We start from the raw sequence: 15,745 nt of genomic DNA on the forward strand, positions 1-15,745 counted from the left end.
GAGAAAATTACTATGATAACAAAAGTAATAACAAAAAGAGATTGGGAAATCGCAAAGATAGATGGAGAAATTAATGAAGCTTCACTAAAAGAAGAGGGATTTATTCATTGCTCATTTTTAGAACAAGCGTTAAAAGTTGCTGAGAAACATTTTAGTCATGAAGAAGATGTTTTATTATTAACAATTAATCCATCCCTAATAAAAGCAAAAATAAAAAATGAACTTGCTTCTAACGGTCAAGAATATCCGCATGTATATGGAGTAATTCATATTGAGGCAATTGTAGATATTACCCCATTTACTAAAGAAAATGGAAAATTTATATTACAAGAGGTGCAAAATTAAGATTGTACTAGGCATTTAAATTAGCTAGAAAAGCACAAATTATATAGTTTGTGCTTTTTAATTGTCTATTTTTTGTAAATACTCATTGTTTTTATCACACTAATACTGTACGATACATAGTATAAAACATATACTGTATGACATATAGTAATGAAAATGAGGTGAGTGAATGGATGCTTTATTAAATTCGTTAATTACTGAACTAAGAAGAGGGACATTAACATTAGCGGTTTTAAGCCAATTAAGAATGCCGCAGTATGGGTATTCACTTGTCCAATTATTGGAGCAATCGGGGATTACAATTGATCAAAGTACTTTATATCCGCTACTTCGCCGATTAGAAAAGCAGGAGCTAGTGACGAGTAGTTGGGATAAAACGGAGAGTAGACCTCGTAAGTATTACGTTTTAAGTGAATACGGATTAGAGATATTTTTGCAGTTAAAAAAGGAATGGATAAAGGATTCGAAAGAACTTTATAACTTATTAAAGGAGGAGGACAAGAATGAACTTGATTGATATGTATGTCGAGGAAGTAGCGAAGAGATTACCTGAAAAAAATCGTGAAGATATTATTCTTGAACTACGGTCAACAATAGAGGATATGTTACCCGATGAGTATGATGAGGAAGATGTAAAGAGTGTCCTTGAAAAATTGGGAAGCCCAGTTTCATTGGCTAATGGGTATCTGGATAGACCGATGCATTTAATTGGACCACGTTATTTTGATGTATATACGACGTTATTAAAAATGATTATACCAATTGCAGCTGTTATCGCACTCATTGCAATGGTTGCAGAAAATTTTGTAGGATATAATGGTGAGCCAGCGGTATTAAATGTTATTTTAAATTTGATAGGTAAAGGAATTGGTGAAATTGTCGAAGTTAGTCTCCATGTATTTTTCTGGTTGACACTTGTATTTGCTGTTTTAGAAAGAACGGATAAAGAAAAGGATCCACAGCCATTAACAACAAGTTTAAAAAAATGGACGCCAGATGATTTGAAAAATATTTCGTATATCCCGAAGAAAAAGGCAATCTCAAAGTTCGAAGTATTTGGAAGCTTAATGTGGACGGCAATATGGGCTACACTTTACTTTTATGCGAACCATCTCGTTGGCGTATACCATGCTACGGAAAATGGATTGAAGTTTGTTACGCCGACGTTTAATCAAGATGTTTTACTTCAATATTGGCCAATCGTTGTTGTTATGATTGTTTTCGAAGTAGCTATATCTCTTTTTAAGCTAGTACAAGGACAATGGACGAAAAAGTTGGCAATAGGGAATGCTATTCTCCAAATAGCTGGAACAATAGTATTTATAATAATTGTAGTAAATTCAAATTTATTTACCGAAGGATTTATTACGTTTGTGGCAAATGTGTTTGCTACTTCTCCAGAGGAATTTAAAACGTGGTTAATAGGTGGAGGTATTCTCATTTACATTATATCTGCGGTATTAAATATATTTGATGGTTTCCGAAAAGCACGTATTCGTATGTAGGAGTGATATTAAAGAAGATATGCCTTATGAAAGGAAGAAAGCGATGATAAGGGAAGCAACAAAACAAGATGTAGCATATATTTTAGATATTTATAATGATGCCATACTGTATACAACAGCCGTATATACGTATAAACCTGTAACCCTTGAAAATAGAATAGATTGGTATGAACAAAAAAAGGCTGACGGTTATCCAATTTTAGTATATGAACTAGATAGTAAAGTAGTAGGATTTGCGACATTCGGGCCGTTTAGAGCTTGGCCTGCCTATAAATATTCAATTGAGCATTCTGTGTATGTTCATAAGGAATATAGAAAAAATAAGATAGGAACTTCTTTAATGAAGGCATTAATCACAGTTGCAAAAGAAAGGGAATATATGACCTTAATTGCTGGAATTGATGCAGAAAATGAGAAAAGCATTGCCTTACATGAAAACTATGGATTTGTTCATGCGGGGACGATTAAAAAGGCTGGTTATAAGTTTAATAAGTGGCTAGATTTAGCTTTTTATCAATTGGAGCTTTGTGGCCCTAAAAAACCTTTAGAAGAATAGAAATTTAGTATTTTAGGTAGCATGGTGTAATTCATGCTACCTTTTTCTTATTGTAATAGCCGATATAATCTGCTAAAAAGGGTTTTTATATTCTATATTGAATTATTAGAAGGTGATAAAACGATATGAAATGAGGAATGGAAATGGAAACTGTCATTCAAAAAATGAAAGAGATACAATCTGATCAAGTTGGGATATCTATTTATTCTACAAAAAGCAATCGTATAGTTGCTTCATATAATAGTGAATTAAATATTCCGTTAGCATCAGCAGCAAAAGTAGTAATTGGATTTGTAGTAGCTCAAATGGTGAAGGAAAATAAATGTAATTGGAATGATATACTTCATCATGTTAAATTTAATCCACATGAAGATAGTGCGCAGTTATATCCACATTTACAAGGAAGAAGTACTTTAACACTTAGTAAAGCAGTTGAAGTAATGATAGCATGTCATGATAGTTACGTTGCGCAGTCAGTTGTAATGTACTGTGGTGGATGGGATATTGTGCAAATGTATGCTCAAACGCACTTTTCGAAAATTCATATACAAGAGAATGCTAGAGATGAGAAAAATGTTGGAGAATTAAATGAAGTTCTTTCACTTTTAGTACAAATTTTTCAAGGGTATAAATCAGAAGCTGAATTATGGGAACCTATTATTAGCGGCATGGTAAGACAGCAAGGTGACTATGAAGGAATACATTCATATCACTTGGCTCATATGACAGGTGGACTACCCACAGCTACAATAAATATTGGTATAATAGGAATGTTTAACGAATTTCCCTTTCTTTATGTTATTGGGGGGAAAGATTTACCTAATCGACGTGGAAATAAAGAGGTGGATGAAGCTTTTGCAGTAGCTTTGAAGTACATATACAAAGAATATAGTCAAAGTATGCTAGGGGTGAGTAATTGAAAAGAAACTTAAAGACATCAACAATCATTATATTAATTTTAACAATTATCGCTTTGGAAGTTGGAATCGCGATTTACGATCATACTCTGTCAATAGATACGATTTACTTTGCAGCGATACTTATTTGTATTGTATTGCTTTTTGGCACACGTGTTTCTGAAGAGAAAGAAAGTACATCGAAAGAGAGACGAAGAAAAACAGCTCTTATATTTTGGCCATCTATTTTATTGTCTATCGCTTGTTTTGCCGTTATTAGTTATATAAGAACAGGTTATGTCTCTGTGCCAGGGATAATTGGTTTTTCATGCTTTGTTACTTATGGTGGATTCGTGTTTATTAGTATTTTAAAAAGGAAAAGTAAAAATTAAAGGTAGCTTACTAAGTTGAAAGGAAGAAATATATGAAACGCATAGAGAATGGTACTAGAGCTGAAGGAGAATACATAAAAAATAAAGTAATTCAATATAACATGTCGATTTTAACAGATGAAGCAAAACAGCCGATGGAGCAAGTAAGTTTCGTAGTGAAAGATGAGAACGGAAAAATCTTTGGCGGTGTAACAGGAACAATGTATTTTTATCATCTTCACATAGATTTTTTATGGGTTGATGAATCGGTTCGTCATGATGGTTATGGCAGTCAACTGTTACATAAAATCGAAGACATCGCGAAGGAAAAAGGGTGTAGATTAATATTATTAGATTCATTTAGTTTTCAAGCACCAGAATTTTATAAAAAGTACGGCTACCGAGAATACGGTGTTGTTGAAGATCATCCTAAAGGACATAGTCAACATTTTTTAGAGAAGAGGTTATAGGAATCGTATTCGTCTTATATAAGAAAAGCGGATTTTAAAAGCATCACCAATACGATGATGCTTTTTTCTTTTGTTTATAGCAACTACTCAATCTGATGCAATTAGGAGAACAAATAGTGCGATTCCTATAACAAAGATTTTCCTTTTCATCGGAAATGAGGTGCTGTCTTTGTAGAAGACAGTTGTTGTATTTACTATGTGCACTAACAAATACTATTGAATTTTTAGGAGAAGAAGAGCAATCAGACGAGCTCTGAATATAATAATAAAGAAGGAGGTGTTAAGCAATGGGTTACATTGTAGATATTTCAAAATGGAACGGTGACATTAACTGGGATGTAGCCGCTCCACAACTAGATTTCGTAATCGCTAGGGTACAAGATGGATCAAATTATGTAGATCCTTTATATAAAAATTATGTCCAAGCAATGAAAACAAGAAATATTCCTTTTGGTAACTATGCATTCTGCCGCTTTATTTCAATTGCTGATGCGAAGAAGGAAGCACAAGATTTCTGGAATCGCGGTGATAAGAGTGCTACAGTTTGGGCTGCTGATGTAGAAGTGAAAACAATGGATGATATGAGAGCTGGTACACAAGCTTTTATCGATGAGTTACGCCGACTAGGTGCTAAGAAAGTTGGCTTATATGTTGGCCATCATGTATATGAGCCTTTCGGTATGGCGAACGTAAAAAGTGATTTTTTATGGATTCCTAGGTATGGCGGTAATAAGCCAGCATATCCTTGTGATATTTGGCAATACACTGAGACAGGTAATGTACCAGGTATCGGTAAATGTGATTTAAACCAATTGATAGGAAATAAGCCACTTTCTTGGTTTACTGAATCGGTACCAAAACAAGAAAACATACAAGCACAAGTTTCTAAGCAAAATATTATCCAATCTGGAGCCTTTTCACCTTATGAAACTCCAGATGTTATGGGAGCATTAACTTCTTTAAAAATGACTGCTACCTTCATTTTACAATCGGACGGTTTAACGTATTTTATTTCCGACCCAACTAGCGATGCACAATTAAACGGTATGAAAGGTTGGCTTGATCGAAAAGGTTGGTGGTATGAAGTTAAATGAAAATGAGGGCCGCCCTATTGGGTGGCTTTAATCATTATTCAACTCAATATATTACGTGTTATTGTTAATATAGAAGAAATATGAAAGGAACTGTTTATATTGCAATTGTAAAATCGATATTATAAATTAATTTTATGAAGGTTTTTTATAACAGGTTGGATTCTATAGCTTTATATTGAAAGAAGTAAAGTAAGACAAAGTATATATAATGAGCAATTTGATGGGAGAAGGAAAATGTACACGTATAAATTGCAACATGAACAACAAATTTCCGAAGAAAAAATAAAAAAACTTTATGCCTCTGTAGGTTGGTGGCCAGAAAGAAAAGAAATCGATATTCAAAAAATGTTAAATAATAGTATAGCAATTGGGGTATGGGAAGAAAATGAATTGATCGGATTTGCTAGAGTTGTTTCTGATGGTGTTTTTCGAGCGTACATAGAAGATGTTGTCGTACATGAGAGTGTAAGAAATAAAGGTATTGGAGAGAAGATGCTTACAATTTTACTTCAAGAGATATCTCACATTCATATTGTTAGTCTATTTTGCGGAGAGAAACTAATAAAGTTTTATGGTGAACAGCAATTTCAAGTGACAAAGCAAATTGTAATGCATCGTAATCAAATAGTGAAAGAATAAGAGGTGACAATTAGAATGAATGCCACAAAAACGTATTGTTTATCAAAAAGAAATGCGACAGAAGATTCTCCAGATGGTTGGAATGCAACATGTATGAGGCTTAATAATAAAATATTTGCGATAGTAAACCATGAAGAAGGAGAAAAAGCTGCGATTACATTAAAATGTGATCCAGAACTTGCACTAAGATTAAGAGAAGACTTCCCAGAAACCATAATTCCTGGTTATCATATGAATAAAAAGCATTGGAATACAGTGTATATACAAAAAGATGTAGAGCAGGAGCAAATTAATAAAATGATTGATTGGTCGTATGATTTAGTACTACAATCATTTTCAAAGAAAAAGCAGCAAGAGTTATTAGATTAATATGTATGAGGGGTGGATATATTGAAAGACACGATTAAAGTCACATATGATAAATTAGCGAGTACATATAAAGAAAATCTAGATTTGGCAAATCCATATAACAGCTATTATGAAAGACCAGCGATGATGGAGATGATTCCAAAGAAATTAGAAGGGAAGAGTATACTAGATGCTGGATGTGCAGCTGGATGGTATACTTCTCAATTTGTAGAAAGAGGAGCAAATGTTATTGCAATTGACGTAAGTTCTGAAATGGTAAAAGCTGCAAAGGAAAGTACGGGTGATAAAGCAATGTTTCTTTGTCATGACTTGCAAGAAGTATTACCATTTGAAGATAATACTTTTGATGTTATTGTAAGTTCGTTAACGCTTCATTACTTAGAAAATTGGAATCAAGTATTTCAGGAGTTTCGCCGAGTATTGAAGCCAGGTGGAGAATTTATATACTCCATACATCATCCTTTTATGGATTTTACAAAGTTTACTTGTGAAAATTATTTCGAAAAACAATTATTAGTAGATACGTGGGTTAAACCAAACATTACAATTGAAGTTGAATTTTTTAGAAGGTCACTCCAAGACGTAATTAATGAAACAACAAATTATTTTATGTTAGAAAAAATGGTGGAACCGAGGCCAGTTGAAAAGATGAAAGAAGTAAATGAAAAATCTTATCACTACTTAAATACAAATCCACATTTTCTTATTATGAAAGCCATTAAAAAATAGCTAGTAAAATGATTATATTTTACTAGCTATTTTGCAGTTTTAAATGGTGAATTAGGAGTTTTGAAATGAATACGAAACGAAATAGATTACTATACGCAATGTTTACTATCATTGTTATTATTTTAGGGCTTAGTTCAAGAAAGTTTGCTTTTGCACTGCCGGCTCTATTAAATGATTATTTAGGCGATGCTTTATGGGCACTCATGATTTTTACAGGGTTCGGATTTGTATTTCCTAAAATAGAAACGAAGAAATTAGCTTTTATAAGTTTGCTGTTTTGTTATGCGATTGAAATAAGCCAATTATATCATGCCGAATGGATAGATAGCATTCGTACAACGACTTTAGGTGGACTCGTATTAGGCTACGGATTTTTGTGGAGTGATTTAGTAGCTTATACAATTGGTGTTGGGATTGGAATGTTTTGTGAGTTGGTGTTACGGAAGAAATAAAAGATATAAAAAGGGGTATTTATGAAAAAAATAATATTAATAGGTTCTGGTGGTTCAGGAAAATCTACATTAGCAAGACAGTTAGGAAATAAACTAAATATTAAGGTGCATCATCTTGATGCACTATTCTGGAAACCGAATTGGGAAGGTGTACCGAAAGAAGAGCAAAGAATAGTCCAAAATGAATTAGTTAAAGAAGATGAGTGGATTATTGATGGGAATTATGGCGGGACAATGGACATAAGAATGAACGCAGCTGATACAATCATCTTTCTTGATATTCATAGAACAATATGTGTTTATCGTGCTTTTAAAAGGGTTATACAATATCAGAATAAAACAAGACCGGATATGGGCGCGGGATGTGAAGAAAGGTTTGACTTGCAATTTTTCAAATGGATATGGGAATACCCTAAAATGAAACGACCTTCAATTTTAAAGAGGCTAAATCAATTGAGTAAGGATACAAATGTTATTATTTTAAAATCTTCAAATGAAGTAAAATTATTTTTAAAGAAGTACGATACCATAAATAGTTAGATTGTAAAAAGAAGTAACGTGGGGGGATAGGATTGAATAGATTCATTGGCCCGGTTGATTCTAATATGGTGAAAATTCCAGCAGGAAAAGTAGAATTAAGAGATGATCGAATAAAAAAAGAATGGCAAGTTCAAGTTAAACCGTTTCTTCTTGCAAAATATGTTGTAACGGTGGAATTATATGATGCGATTACGAATCTTACACCAAATTTATTGAAAGATAAAAATAAACCAGCTGTAAATATCTCATGGAATGATGCCATTATGTTTTGTAATTTACTTTCAAAAAAAGTGGGATTAAAAGAATATTATTCTATTATTGATGGTGGGCAAATTGTTAGTTGTAATGTAGATTCAAATGGCTACCGATTACCTTCAGAAGCAGAGTGGCAATATGCGTGTAAAGCAGGAACGACTGGATACATATATGGAGAACTGAAAGAGATTGCTTGGTATAATGAAAATTCAGGTGGACGTATTCATGAGGTCGGAAAAAAGGAACCGAATGCATGGGGCTTGTATGATATGTTAGGAAATGTTTGGGAATGGTGCTATGATTTGTATGATGAAAAGGTATATGGATCATACCGGATTTTTCGAGGCGGTAGCTGGGCTGAAGCAGCTAGAGGTTGCGGTGCGACTTGTCGTCGCCGTAGTCATCCTACATTTCATATAGATGACCTTGGGTTTAGGCTCGCTAGGTCCATTTAGAAGAATAAGACCAAATACCTGTAATCTTAATGACAACATAGAAAAGATTTAAATTAAGGAGTGTTTAAAGTGGCACGTGTTTTATTCATTAATACTGGATCAGAAGGACATATAAATCCAACATTACAATTTGTAGAAGAATTAGTTTCACGTGGGGAAGAGGTAATTTATTTTTCAATTGAATCTTTTAGAGAGCGTATTGAGAAGACGGGTGCTACTGTACGAACAATTGACGAGCAAAAGTTTATAAAAGCTTTTCTTTCCGGTGGTCGAAATTACTTACTAGAGAGAATAAATGGTCTTTTACATACGGCAGATGTTATTATACCAAATGTTCTGGAACAAATTGAAGGCGAACATTTTGATTACATCATTCATGATTCAATGTTTGGCTGTGGACATATAATTGCTCAAATTCTAAAGCTTCCAGCAATAAATTCATGCACATCGTTTGCACAGGATGAAAAATCATTTGAACAAATGTTAGACTACCTTTCGAAAAATATCCCAGCGGAGGTTCATGAGAGAATACAAAATGATTTTCAAAATTTAATAAAAGAAATTATGGAAAAATATAGTGTTAAAATAAACTCACCGTATGAAGTTTTCTGTAATCCAGCGCCACTTACTATTGTGTATACAATTAAAGAGTTCCAACCTTTTGGAGATATGTTTGATGAGATATATAAATTTATAGGTCCATCTATCTCTACACAAGTGAAAAATGAAGCCTTTGATTTTACTTCAATTGAAGAAAAAAGCCCGATTTACATTTCACTAGGCACTGTTTTTAATGATGCACTTGATTTTTATAAACTTTGTATGAAGGCGTTTGAGAATAGTGATCATACAATTGTGATGTCTATTGGTAATAAAACAAAAATAAGTGATCTGGGTAATATTCCTAAAAACTTCATTGTAAAAAACTACGTACCACAAGCAAAACTACTTACATATACAAAGTTATTTATTACACATGGTGGGATGAATAGTACACATGAAGGACTTTATAACGGGATTCCACTCATTGTAATTCCACAAAGTGCAGATCAGCCAGTTATCGCAAAGCAAGTGGAGAATCTCGGAGCTGGGATTAAGTTGCACATGAAAGAACTAACTGAGGAACAACTACGTGAAAGTGTAGAACTTGTATTAAATAATCCTTCATATAAAGAAGCTGCTTTGAATTTGAAGGGGTCTTTCCGAAAATCTGGTGGCTATAAGGAAGCTGCTGATGAGATTTTTACATTTATAGGTCAGTAATAAATGGAAGATTATACATGAGAAAAGTGTCTATATGAAATGGTATAGACACTCTTTTTTTATATGAAGCGGAGAATTCGTTGTTTTGAAAGGTTAAATATTCTGTTTTATAAATTCGGACCATAGTTTTACGTGTTACTAATGCTTTCATCATTTCTGCACAACTTCTGCACATACTTTGATGATTTCTATGTCATGATATATTCATCAAGTGAAATATTTCACAAGAAATGAAATATATTTTCACTGCGGTGTATGCATAATTAACACATACATCGATACAAGATTGTCTCTTGTTATTCTTTTACATCAAAGCCCACATTACACTACAAAGTATAACAAGAAGGGGACAGGAATATGAATAATCGATTTTTAAAACAACTACAAAACATAAAAATGAACAAAAAAAGTCTAGGAGCTGTTGCATTAACAGCTGGAATTATTGGCACGACACTTATTCCTCAAAACGCATACGCGCACGGTTTTGTTGAAAAGCCTAGCAGCCGATCTGCTTTATGTAGTCCAACCTATGGTGCACTAAATGCAAACTGTGGAAGTGTTATGTATGAACCACAAAGTTTGGAAGCTCCAAAAGGGTTCCCGCAAAGTGGCCCGGTTGATGGGCAAATCGCTTCTGCAGGTGGTAAATTTGGTGGTGTTTTAGATCAACAAACAGCTGATCGTTGGTTTAAAAATACAATCACAGGCGGGGAAAATACTTTTACTTGGAAATATACAGCGCCTCACTTAACAAGTAAATGGCATTACTATATTACAAAAAAAGAATGGAACCCAAATAAAGCGCTCACAAGAGCAGATTTAGAACCAATTGGAACTGTACAACATGATGGTTCGGCAGCCTCAAATAATTTAACTCACAAAATCAATGTACCTACTGATCGTAGTGGATATCATGTGATTTTAGCAGCATGGGATGTAGCTGATACAGCAAATGCATTTTATAATGTAATTGATGTTAATCTCATCAATGATGTGAAACCAGATACAGAAACTCCAAGTATTCCAAATGGAATTCAGGCACAAAAAGTAACAGCGAATAGTATAGAACTAGCATGGAACGCTTCTACGGATAATGTAGGGGTAAAAGGGTATCAAATCTTCCGTAACGGAGAGATGATTGATACAGTACCAGGAACTCATTTTATTGATAAAAAATTACAACCAAGTACAGAATACTCTTATACTGTAAAAGCAATTGACGCAGCTGGAAATGTATCGAAAGAAAGTGCAGCGCTTACAGTAAAAACAACAGTTGAGGCTCCTGATACAGAAGCACCAACACAACCAAAAGGATTACATAGTATGGGAACGACAGCGTCAAGTGTGGATCTAATGTGGAGTCCTTCTGACGATAATATTGGTGTAGACCATTACGATATTTATAGAGAAACAGAAGGATCATTGAAAAAAATTGCAACATCCAATACGACTTCTTATATGGATAAAAATTTACTTCCTAATACTACTTATAAATATGTAGTGAAAGCTGTTGATGTAGCTGGAAATGAATCTGTACAGAGTGATATATTCACAATTACTACAAAAACTGAAAGCGCTTCATATGAAGAGTGGAATGCAAAGAAAGCATATGAAAAGGGAGATAGAGTTCTACACGAGGGAAAAGTATATGAATCTGTCCAGAGTTATCAAGGAAATGGGGATCCAAACTGGATTTATGCCTTATCATTATGGAAAACAGTGTAAGCTTTACCTAGATATGAACTAAGAGATGATGGGCTTTGATGCAAAAGAAAATCTTGAGAATTCACTTTTCTATTTATAAAAAAGGGTAGTATATAAATTCATATACTACCCTTTTTATTATGATAGTACTTTCGTCATAAGAACGTGCGGAATACCATCTTCAATAAATACATCAGAAGAAGTTTGATAATCTAATTTTTTATAAAATCCTTCAGCTTGTGTTTGACCGTGTAGTTTTACTTTTGTAGCTTCTTTGTCACGAGCAATTTCTTCTAGCGCTTTGATTATTACTTTTCCTAATCCGTATTTACGATAGTCTTTTAAAATACAGATGCGTTCAAATTTTCCTGCACCGTCAACAAATCGTATACGACCTGTACCTACAGGAAGATCGTTATAATAAACTAAAATATGTTTGCATTTCTCACCGATTTTATCGAATGTATCGAATTCATCTTCAAGAGGGACATTTTGTTCTTTTACAAATACTTCTTTTCGAATATGAAAGGCGGTTTCTAAATCTGTAAGTTCTGTTATGACTTTGGAGTGCAAATTGTTCAGTCCTTTCTAGTGTGATGTGCTTTTGTTTTCATAGTATATCATAATGATACGCAATAAAGAGAAAATATAAAAGCTGACTGTAAGAGTCAGCTTTCATTTTAATTCCTTTATTCCGTTTTCAGTTCCAATAATCGCCTTACTAGTCATATTAACAAACAATCCTGTTTCAACTACACCTGTAATCATTTTTAATTGCGTGTGTATATTGGCAGGATTAGTTATGTTGTGATGGAATATACAATCAATAATCATGTTATTGTTATCGGTAATAAACATTTCATTATTTTTTAAACGTAACGTTGTTTGACAACCTAAAGATTGAATTTTCCTTTCGGTTTGTTTCCAGGAAAAAGGTATTATTTCAATAGGTAATGGGAAAGTACCTAAATGTGTTACAAGTTTCGATTCGTCAGCAATAATAATTAGTTCTTTGGAGGAAGTGGCAACAATTTTCTCGCGAAGTAATGCGCCACCACCACCTTTTATAAGTTGTAAATTAGCATCAATCTCATCCGCCCCATCAATTGTAAGATCAAGGCTTTGTACGTCGTTTAACGAAATTAGAGAGATATTTAGTTGTTTAGCTAATACTTCCGTTTCTTTTGACGTTGGTACAGCTTGAAATGATAAGCCTTCTTTTACACGCTCACCTAATTTTTGTATCGTCCAATATACAGTAGAACCTGTGCCAAGTCCAACTTTCATCCCATCTTTTACAAAGTTTGCAGCATATTCACCAGCGAGCTGTTTTAAATTCAGCATATTATTCTGCTGGACGTGGGCCTGCATCTAGACCTGAATTTTCCACTGTAAGTATAGGACGAACGACTATATCTTTATGCACCTGCATTTGGCATGATAAACGTAAGTGATCTTCAATTCCTTTTTCCGTAATTGCATTTTTTTCATTAGAACTTGCTTCACAAAACTCACCTGCTATAATTTCTACTCTACAAGTTGTGCAGCGTGCTTTCCCACCGCAGCGATGGAGAATGTGTACACCGTTATCTTCGATTGCTAATACTAACTTTGTGCCTTCTTTTACATCAAACGTTCCCGCACCTTCAATTGTTAATTTTGGCAAATTTGTTCCTCCTCACGTAAAATTGTACATAACATATTTATGACCGCGAATTATTGAACATAAACATAATTTTTTTATATGCCCGTAACTTTTTTATTTGTTGACTCGTTAATTAAGTAAGCGCTGAAAAGGAGTGGTTATTTTGTGCACAAAAGTAACTCATGTTTTAAAAAATCATATCGATATGAATCATTCAAATATAAACTTTTTAATTGAGCAATACGGAGAGTTGAAAAGGTACTGTACATTTTTAACGAAAAATAAATGGGACGGCGAAGATCTTGCCCAAGAAACAGTTTGTAAAGTTCTTCAAAAATATAGTAATAAAGATATTTGTATGACACTTGTATATAAAATAGCTAGAAATCGTTGGATAGATCAGATCAAATCAAAATCAGTTCATGAAAAAATAAGAGACCAAATTACTTTTGAAGAACCACAAGAGAACATTGCAGATTTGCATGAAATGGTAGGGAAAGTATTGTCGTCATTAAATGTACAGCAATCCGCAATTTTATTATTAAAGGATGTTTTTCAATATAGCATCGCTGATATTGCTAAAGTATGTTCGGTATCAGAAGGTGCAGTGAAAGCTTCTTTATTTAGGAGTAGAAATAGGCTGAAAACTGTAAGTGAAGAAGGGATTGAAGTAGTCGAATTCACAGATGATATTGAAGTTGTTGTAACGTCTATTCGTGAGGAAAGGCCGGAATTGTTAACGAAACTTCTTCCTACTATAGATTTTACTAAGTTACCATCTAAACAGCCAGTCTTATTATTTAATACGAAAAAGCCTTCTTCCTACAGTTGTATGCTTTGCGCGGCATAACAATTATTGGAGGGATTTAAAATGAATGCAATTCCATATGTAGTAGAACAAACGAATTTAGGAGAACGTTCCTATGATATATATTCGAGGTTATTAAAAGACCGAATTATTATTATCGGTTCAGAAATTAATGATCAAGTAGCGAGTAGTGTCGTAGCTCAATTATTATTTTTAGAAGCGGAAGATGCAGAGAAAGATATATATTTATACATTAATAGCCCAGGTGGTTCAACGACAGCAGGTTTTGCCATATTAGATACGATGAATCTCATTAAACCAGATGTACAAACGCTATGCATGGGATTTGCAGCATCATTTGGTGCATTGTTATTATTATCAGGTGCAAAAGGGAAACGGTTTGCGCTCCCTAACAGTGAAATTATGATTCATCAGCCACTTGGTGGTGCGCAAGGCCAGGCAACAGAAATTGAAATAACAGCGAAAAGAATACTAAAGTTAAAGCATGATATTAATAAAATGATTGCAGAAAAAACAGGGCAACCGATTGAAAGAGTGGCACATGATACAGAAAGAGATTATTTTATGACTGCTGAAGAGGCAAAGGAGTATGGGATTGTAGATGATGTTGTTACGAAAAAATAAGATAAAAACAGGCTAGAGGATATGCTAATCCTCTAGCCTGTTTTATTAATCTTTTACCCATTCATCAACTAGTGCTTGATTCTTTTTAATCCATTTTCGCGCAGCTTCTTCGGGATCTTTCGTTTTATTTAACATGACCATTAATGTGCCAAGCTGCTCATCATTCATTTTCCATTTATCAAAGTATTTTATAACATCCGGGTGATCTTTTTCGAAACCTTTACGAACAGAGTAATAAATGTCATCTTTTTCACCATATACTTTCTTAGGGTCTTTTAAATATTTTAAGTCAAATTCTGAAAAGCCCCAATGCGGATTCCAAAGCGTAACAGCGATTGGTTTCTTTTTCGTATAGGCTTTCTTTAACTCACTCATCATCGCAGCTTCAGAGGATTGGACAAGTTTTAGTTTAATATTATATTCTTTCATTGCTTTATTCGTTAAATTCATAAGACTACTACCGGGTTCGATACCGATAATTTTATTGTCTAGTTCATCTTTATGAGCATTTAAATCTTCGATACTGCTTATGTTTTTCACATAAGAAGGCACGACTAAACCTAGACCAGTACCCTCATACCATTTTGATTTTAAGACAATGTCATCTTTATAACGATTGTTTAGTGGTTTATCCGTAACTGGTAGCCATACTTCTAAATTAGCATCCACATCACCGCGAGCGACTCCAGTCCAAATCGCAGCTTTTTCTAAATACATGAGTTCAACTTTATAGCCTTTTTGTTCTAGTAATACTTTCCACATGTTTGCAGTTGCAATATTTTCTTTCCAACTTGTTACACCAAGTTTAATTTTTCCTTTCGAATTTGCATTTGTTGCATTACATGAAGTGAAAATCATAGTAATAAATAATACAAGGCATATAAACCAAATTTTCTTTCGCATCGAAAACCTCCTAAGAAACGTTTGCCTCTTTAAATAAATGTATAAGTAAGCATTCTTATTATGAACGGAAACGAGAATTTTAAAGAAATCTTATGAATGTC

At 33.7% G+C, this 15,745-nt stretch carries 22 protein-coding genes; 18 read left to right on the forward strand and 4 right to left on the reverse strand.

Features of this window, described 5'->3' with window-relative positions; translation table 11 throughout:
• The first annotated feature begins 12 nt into the window (after nt 1–12).
• The 16 genes from ACUN28_RS15690 to ACUN28_RS15765 all read left to right on the forward strand — a co-directional run bounded on the left by ACUN28_RS15690 (nt 13) and on the right by ACUN28_RS15765 (nt 11,664).
• Complete coding sequence (locus tag ACUN28_RS15690; protein ID WP_016087543.1) at nt 13–345, forward strand: DUF952 domain-containing protein; 333 nt, start codon at nt 13–15, stop codon at nt 343–345.
• Nucleotides 346–514: 169 nt separating this feature from the next.
• Entirely contained in the window at nt 515–862 is a 348-nt protein-coding gene (locus ACUN28_RS15695; RefSeq protein ID WP_016087544.1) for a PadR family transcriptional regulator, read from the forward strand.
• Nucleotides 849–1,850 (forward strand): HAAS signaling domain-containing protein, encoded by a 1,002-nt coding sequence (locus ACUN28_RS15700; RefSeq protein WP_016087545.1) that lies wholly within the window; start codon nt 849–851, stop codon nt 1,848–1,850. Before ACUN28_RS15695 ends, ACUN28_RS15700 begins: the two co-directional genes overlap by 14 nt.
• A gap of 43 nt (nt 1,851–1,893) precedes the next feature.
• Nucleotides 1,894–2,406: a GNAT family N-acetyltransferase gene (locus tag ACUN28_RS15705; protein ID WP_016087546.1), complete on the forward strand. Its 513-nt coding sequence runs from the start codon at nt 1,894–1,896 to the stop codon at nt 2,404–2,406.
• A gap of 143 nt (nt 2,407–2,549) precedes the next feature.
• Nucleotides 2,550–3,326: a serine hydrolase gene (locus ACUN28_RS15710; protein ID WP_016087547.1), complete on the forward strand. Its 777-nt coding sequence runs from the start codon at nt 2,550–2,552 to the stop codon at nt 3,324–3,326.
• Complete coding sequence (locus ACUN28_RS15715; protein ID WP_016087548.1) at nt 3,323–3,694, forward strand: hypothetical protein; 372 nt, start codon at nt 3,323–3,325, stop codon at nt 3,692–3,694. Before ACUN28_RS15710 ends, ACUN28_RS15715 begins: the two co-directional genes overlap by 4 nt.
• Nucleotides 3,695–3,726: 32 nt before the next feature.
• Nucleotides 3,727–4,143, forward strand: coding sequence for a GNAT family N-acetyltransferase (locus ACUN28_RS15720; protein ID WP_016087549.1), 417 nt, complete (start codon nt 3,727–3,729; stop codon nt 4,141–4,143).
• Between the two features lie 287 nt (nt 4,144–4,430).
• Nucleotides 4,431–5,237, forward strand: a complete 807-nt coding sequence (locus tag ACUN28_RS15725) for a GH25 family lysozyme (protein WP_016087550.1) — start codon at nt 4,431–4,433, stop codon at nt 5,235–5,237.
• A 234-nt stretch (nt 5,238–5,471) separates the two neighbouring features.
• Entirely contained in the window at nt 5,472–5,876 is a 405-nt protein-coding gene (locus tag ACUN28_RS15730) for a GNAT family N-acetyltransferase (protein WP_016087551.1), read from the forward strand.
• A 15-nt stretch (nt 5,877–5,891) separates the two neighbouring features.
• Entirely contained in the window at nt 5,892–6,245 is a 354-nt protein-coding gene (locus tag ACUN28_RS15735; RefSeq protein ID WP_016087552.1) for an MmcQ/YjbR family DNA-binding protein, read from the forward strand.
• Nucleotides 6,246–6,266: 21 nt separating this feature from the next.
• Complete coding sequence (locus ACUN28_RS15740; RefSeq protein ID WP_016087553.1) at nt 6,267–6,974, forward strand: class I SAM-dependent methyltransferase; 708 nt, start codon at nt 6,267–6,269, stop codon at nt 6,972–6,974.
• Between the two features lie 65 nt (nt 6,975–7,039).
• Complete coding sequence (locus tag ACUN28_RS15745) at nt 7,040–7,426, forward strand: ribosomal maturation YjgA family protein (RefSeq protein ID WP_016087554.1); 387 nt, start codon at nt 7,040–7,042, stop codon at nt 7,424–7,426.
• A 21-nt stretch (nt 7,427–7,447) separates the two neighbouring features.
• The gene (locus tag ACUN28_RS15750) at nt 7,448–7,966 is read left to right on the forward strand and encodes a DNA topology modulation protein (RefSeq protein WP_016087555.1); all 519 of its coding nucleotides are present in this window, start codon (nt 7,448–7,450) and stop codon (nt 7,964–7,966) included.
• A gap of 65 nt (nt 7,967–8,031) precedes the next feature.
• Nucleotides 8,032–8,676, forward strand: coding sequence for a formylglycine-generating enzyme family protein (locus ACUN28_RS15755; protein ID WP_048894658.1), 645 nt, complete (start codon nt 8,032–8,034; stop codon nt 8,674–8,676).
• A gap of 69 nt (nt 8,677–8,745) precedes the next feature.
• Complete coding sequence (locus tag ACUN28_RS15760) at nt 8,746–9,939, forward strand: macrolide family glycosyltransferase (protein ID WP_016087557.1); 1,194 nt, start codon at nt 8,746–8,748, stop codon at nt 9,937–9,939.
• A 357-nt stretch (nt 9,940–10,296) separates the two neighbouring features.
• Nucleotides 10,297–11,664 (forward strand): lytic polysaccharide monooxygenase, encoded by a 1,368-nt coding sequence (locus ACUN28_RS15765; protein ID WP_016087558.1) that lies wholly within the window; start codon nt 10,297–10,299, stop codon nt 11,662–11,664.
• 117 nt (nt 11,665–11,781) lie between these two features.
• On the opposite strand, the gene ACUN28_RS15770 is transcribed toward ACUN28_RS15765, so the two are convergent.
• The 3 genes from ACUN28_RS15770 to ACUN28_RS15780 form a co-directional block, all read right to left on the reverse strand.
• On the reverse strand, nt 11,782–12,216 hold the full coding sequence (locus ACUN28_RS15770; protein WP_445423401.1) for a GNAT family N-acetyltransferase: 435 nt from the start codon (nt 12,214–12,216) through the stop codon (nt 11,782–11,784).
• 102 nt (nt 12,217–12,318) lie between these two features.
• Complete coding sequence (gene rpiA, locus ACUN28_RS15775) at nt 12,319–12,984, reverse strand: ribose 5-phosphate isomerase A (protein WP_033660157.1); 666 nt, start codon at nt 12,982–12,984, stop codon at nt 12,319–12,321.
• 4 nt (nt 12,985–12,988) lie between these two features.
• A complete protein-coding gene (locus tag ACUN28_RS15780) occupies nt 12,989–13,309 on the reverse strand; it encodes a 2Fe-2S iron-sulfur cluster-binding protein (RefSeq protein ID WP_016087561.1) in 321 nt (106 codons plus the stop codon).
• 142 nt (nt 13,310–13,451) lie between these two features.
• On the opposite strand from ACUN28_RS15780, the gene ACUN28_RS15785 reads away from it, so the two are divergent.
• Nucleotides 13,452–14,138 (forward strand): RNA polymerase subunit sigma-70, encoded by a 687-nt coding sequence (locus tag ACUN28_RS15785; protein ID WP_016087562.1) that lies wholly within the window; start codon nt 13,452–13,454, stop codon nt 14,136–14,138.
• Nucleotides 14,139–14,159: 21 nt separating this feature from the next.
• Nucleotides 14,160–14,741 carry an ATP-dependent Clp endopeptidase proteolytic subunit ClpP gene (gene clpP / locus ACUN28_RS15790; RefSeq protein WP_016087563.1) on the forward strand — a complete coding sequence of 194 codons (582 nt, stop codon included), beginning with the start codon at nt 14,160–14,162 and terminating at the stop codon, nt 14,739–14,741.
• Nucleotides 14,742–14,786: 45 nt separating this feature from the next.
• Here clpP and ACUN28_RS15795 read toward each other — a convergent pair whose 3' ends face one another.
• A complete protein-coding gene (locus ACUN28_RS15795; protein WP_016087564.1) occupies nt 14,787–15,644 on the reverse strand; it encodes a glycine betaine ABC transporter substrate-binding protein in 858 nt (285 codons plus the stop codon).
• Between the last annotated feature and the right edge of the window lie 101 nt (nt 15,645–15,745).

It is taken from the genome of Bacillus sp. WC2507 (genome assembly GCF_052656125.1).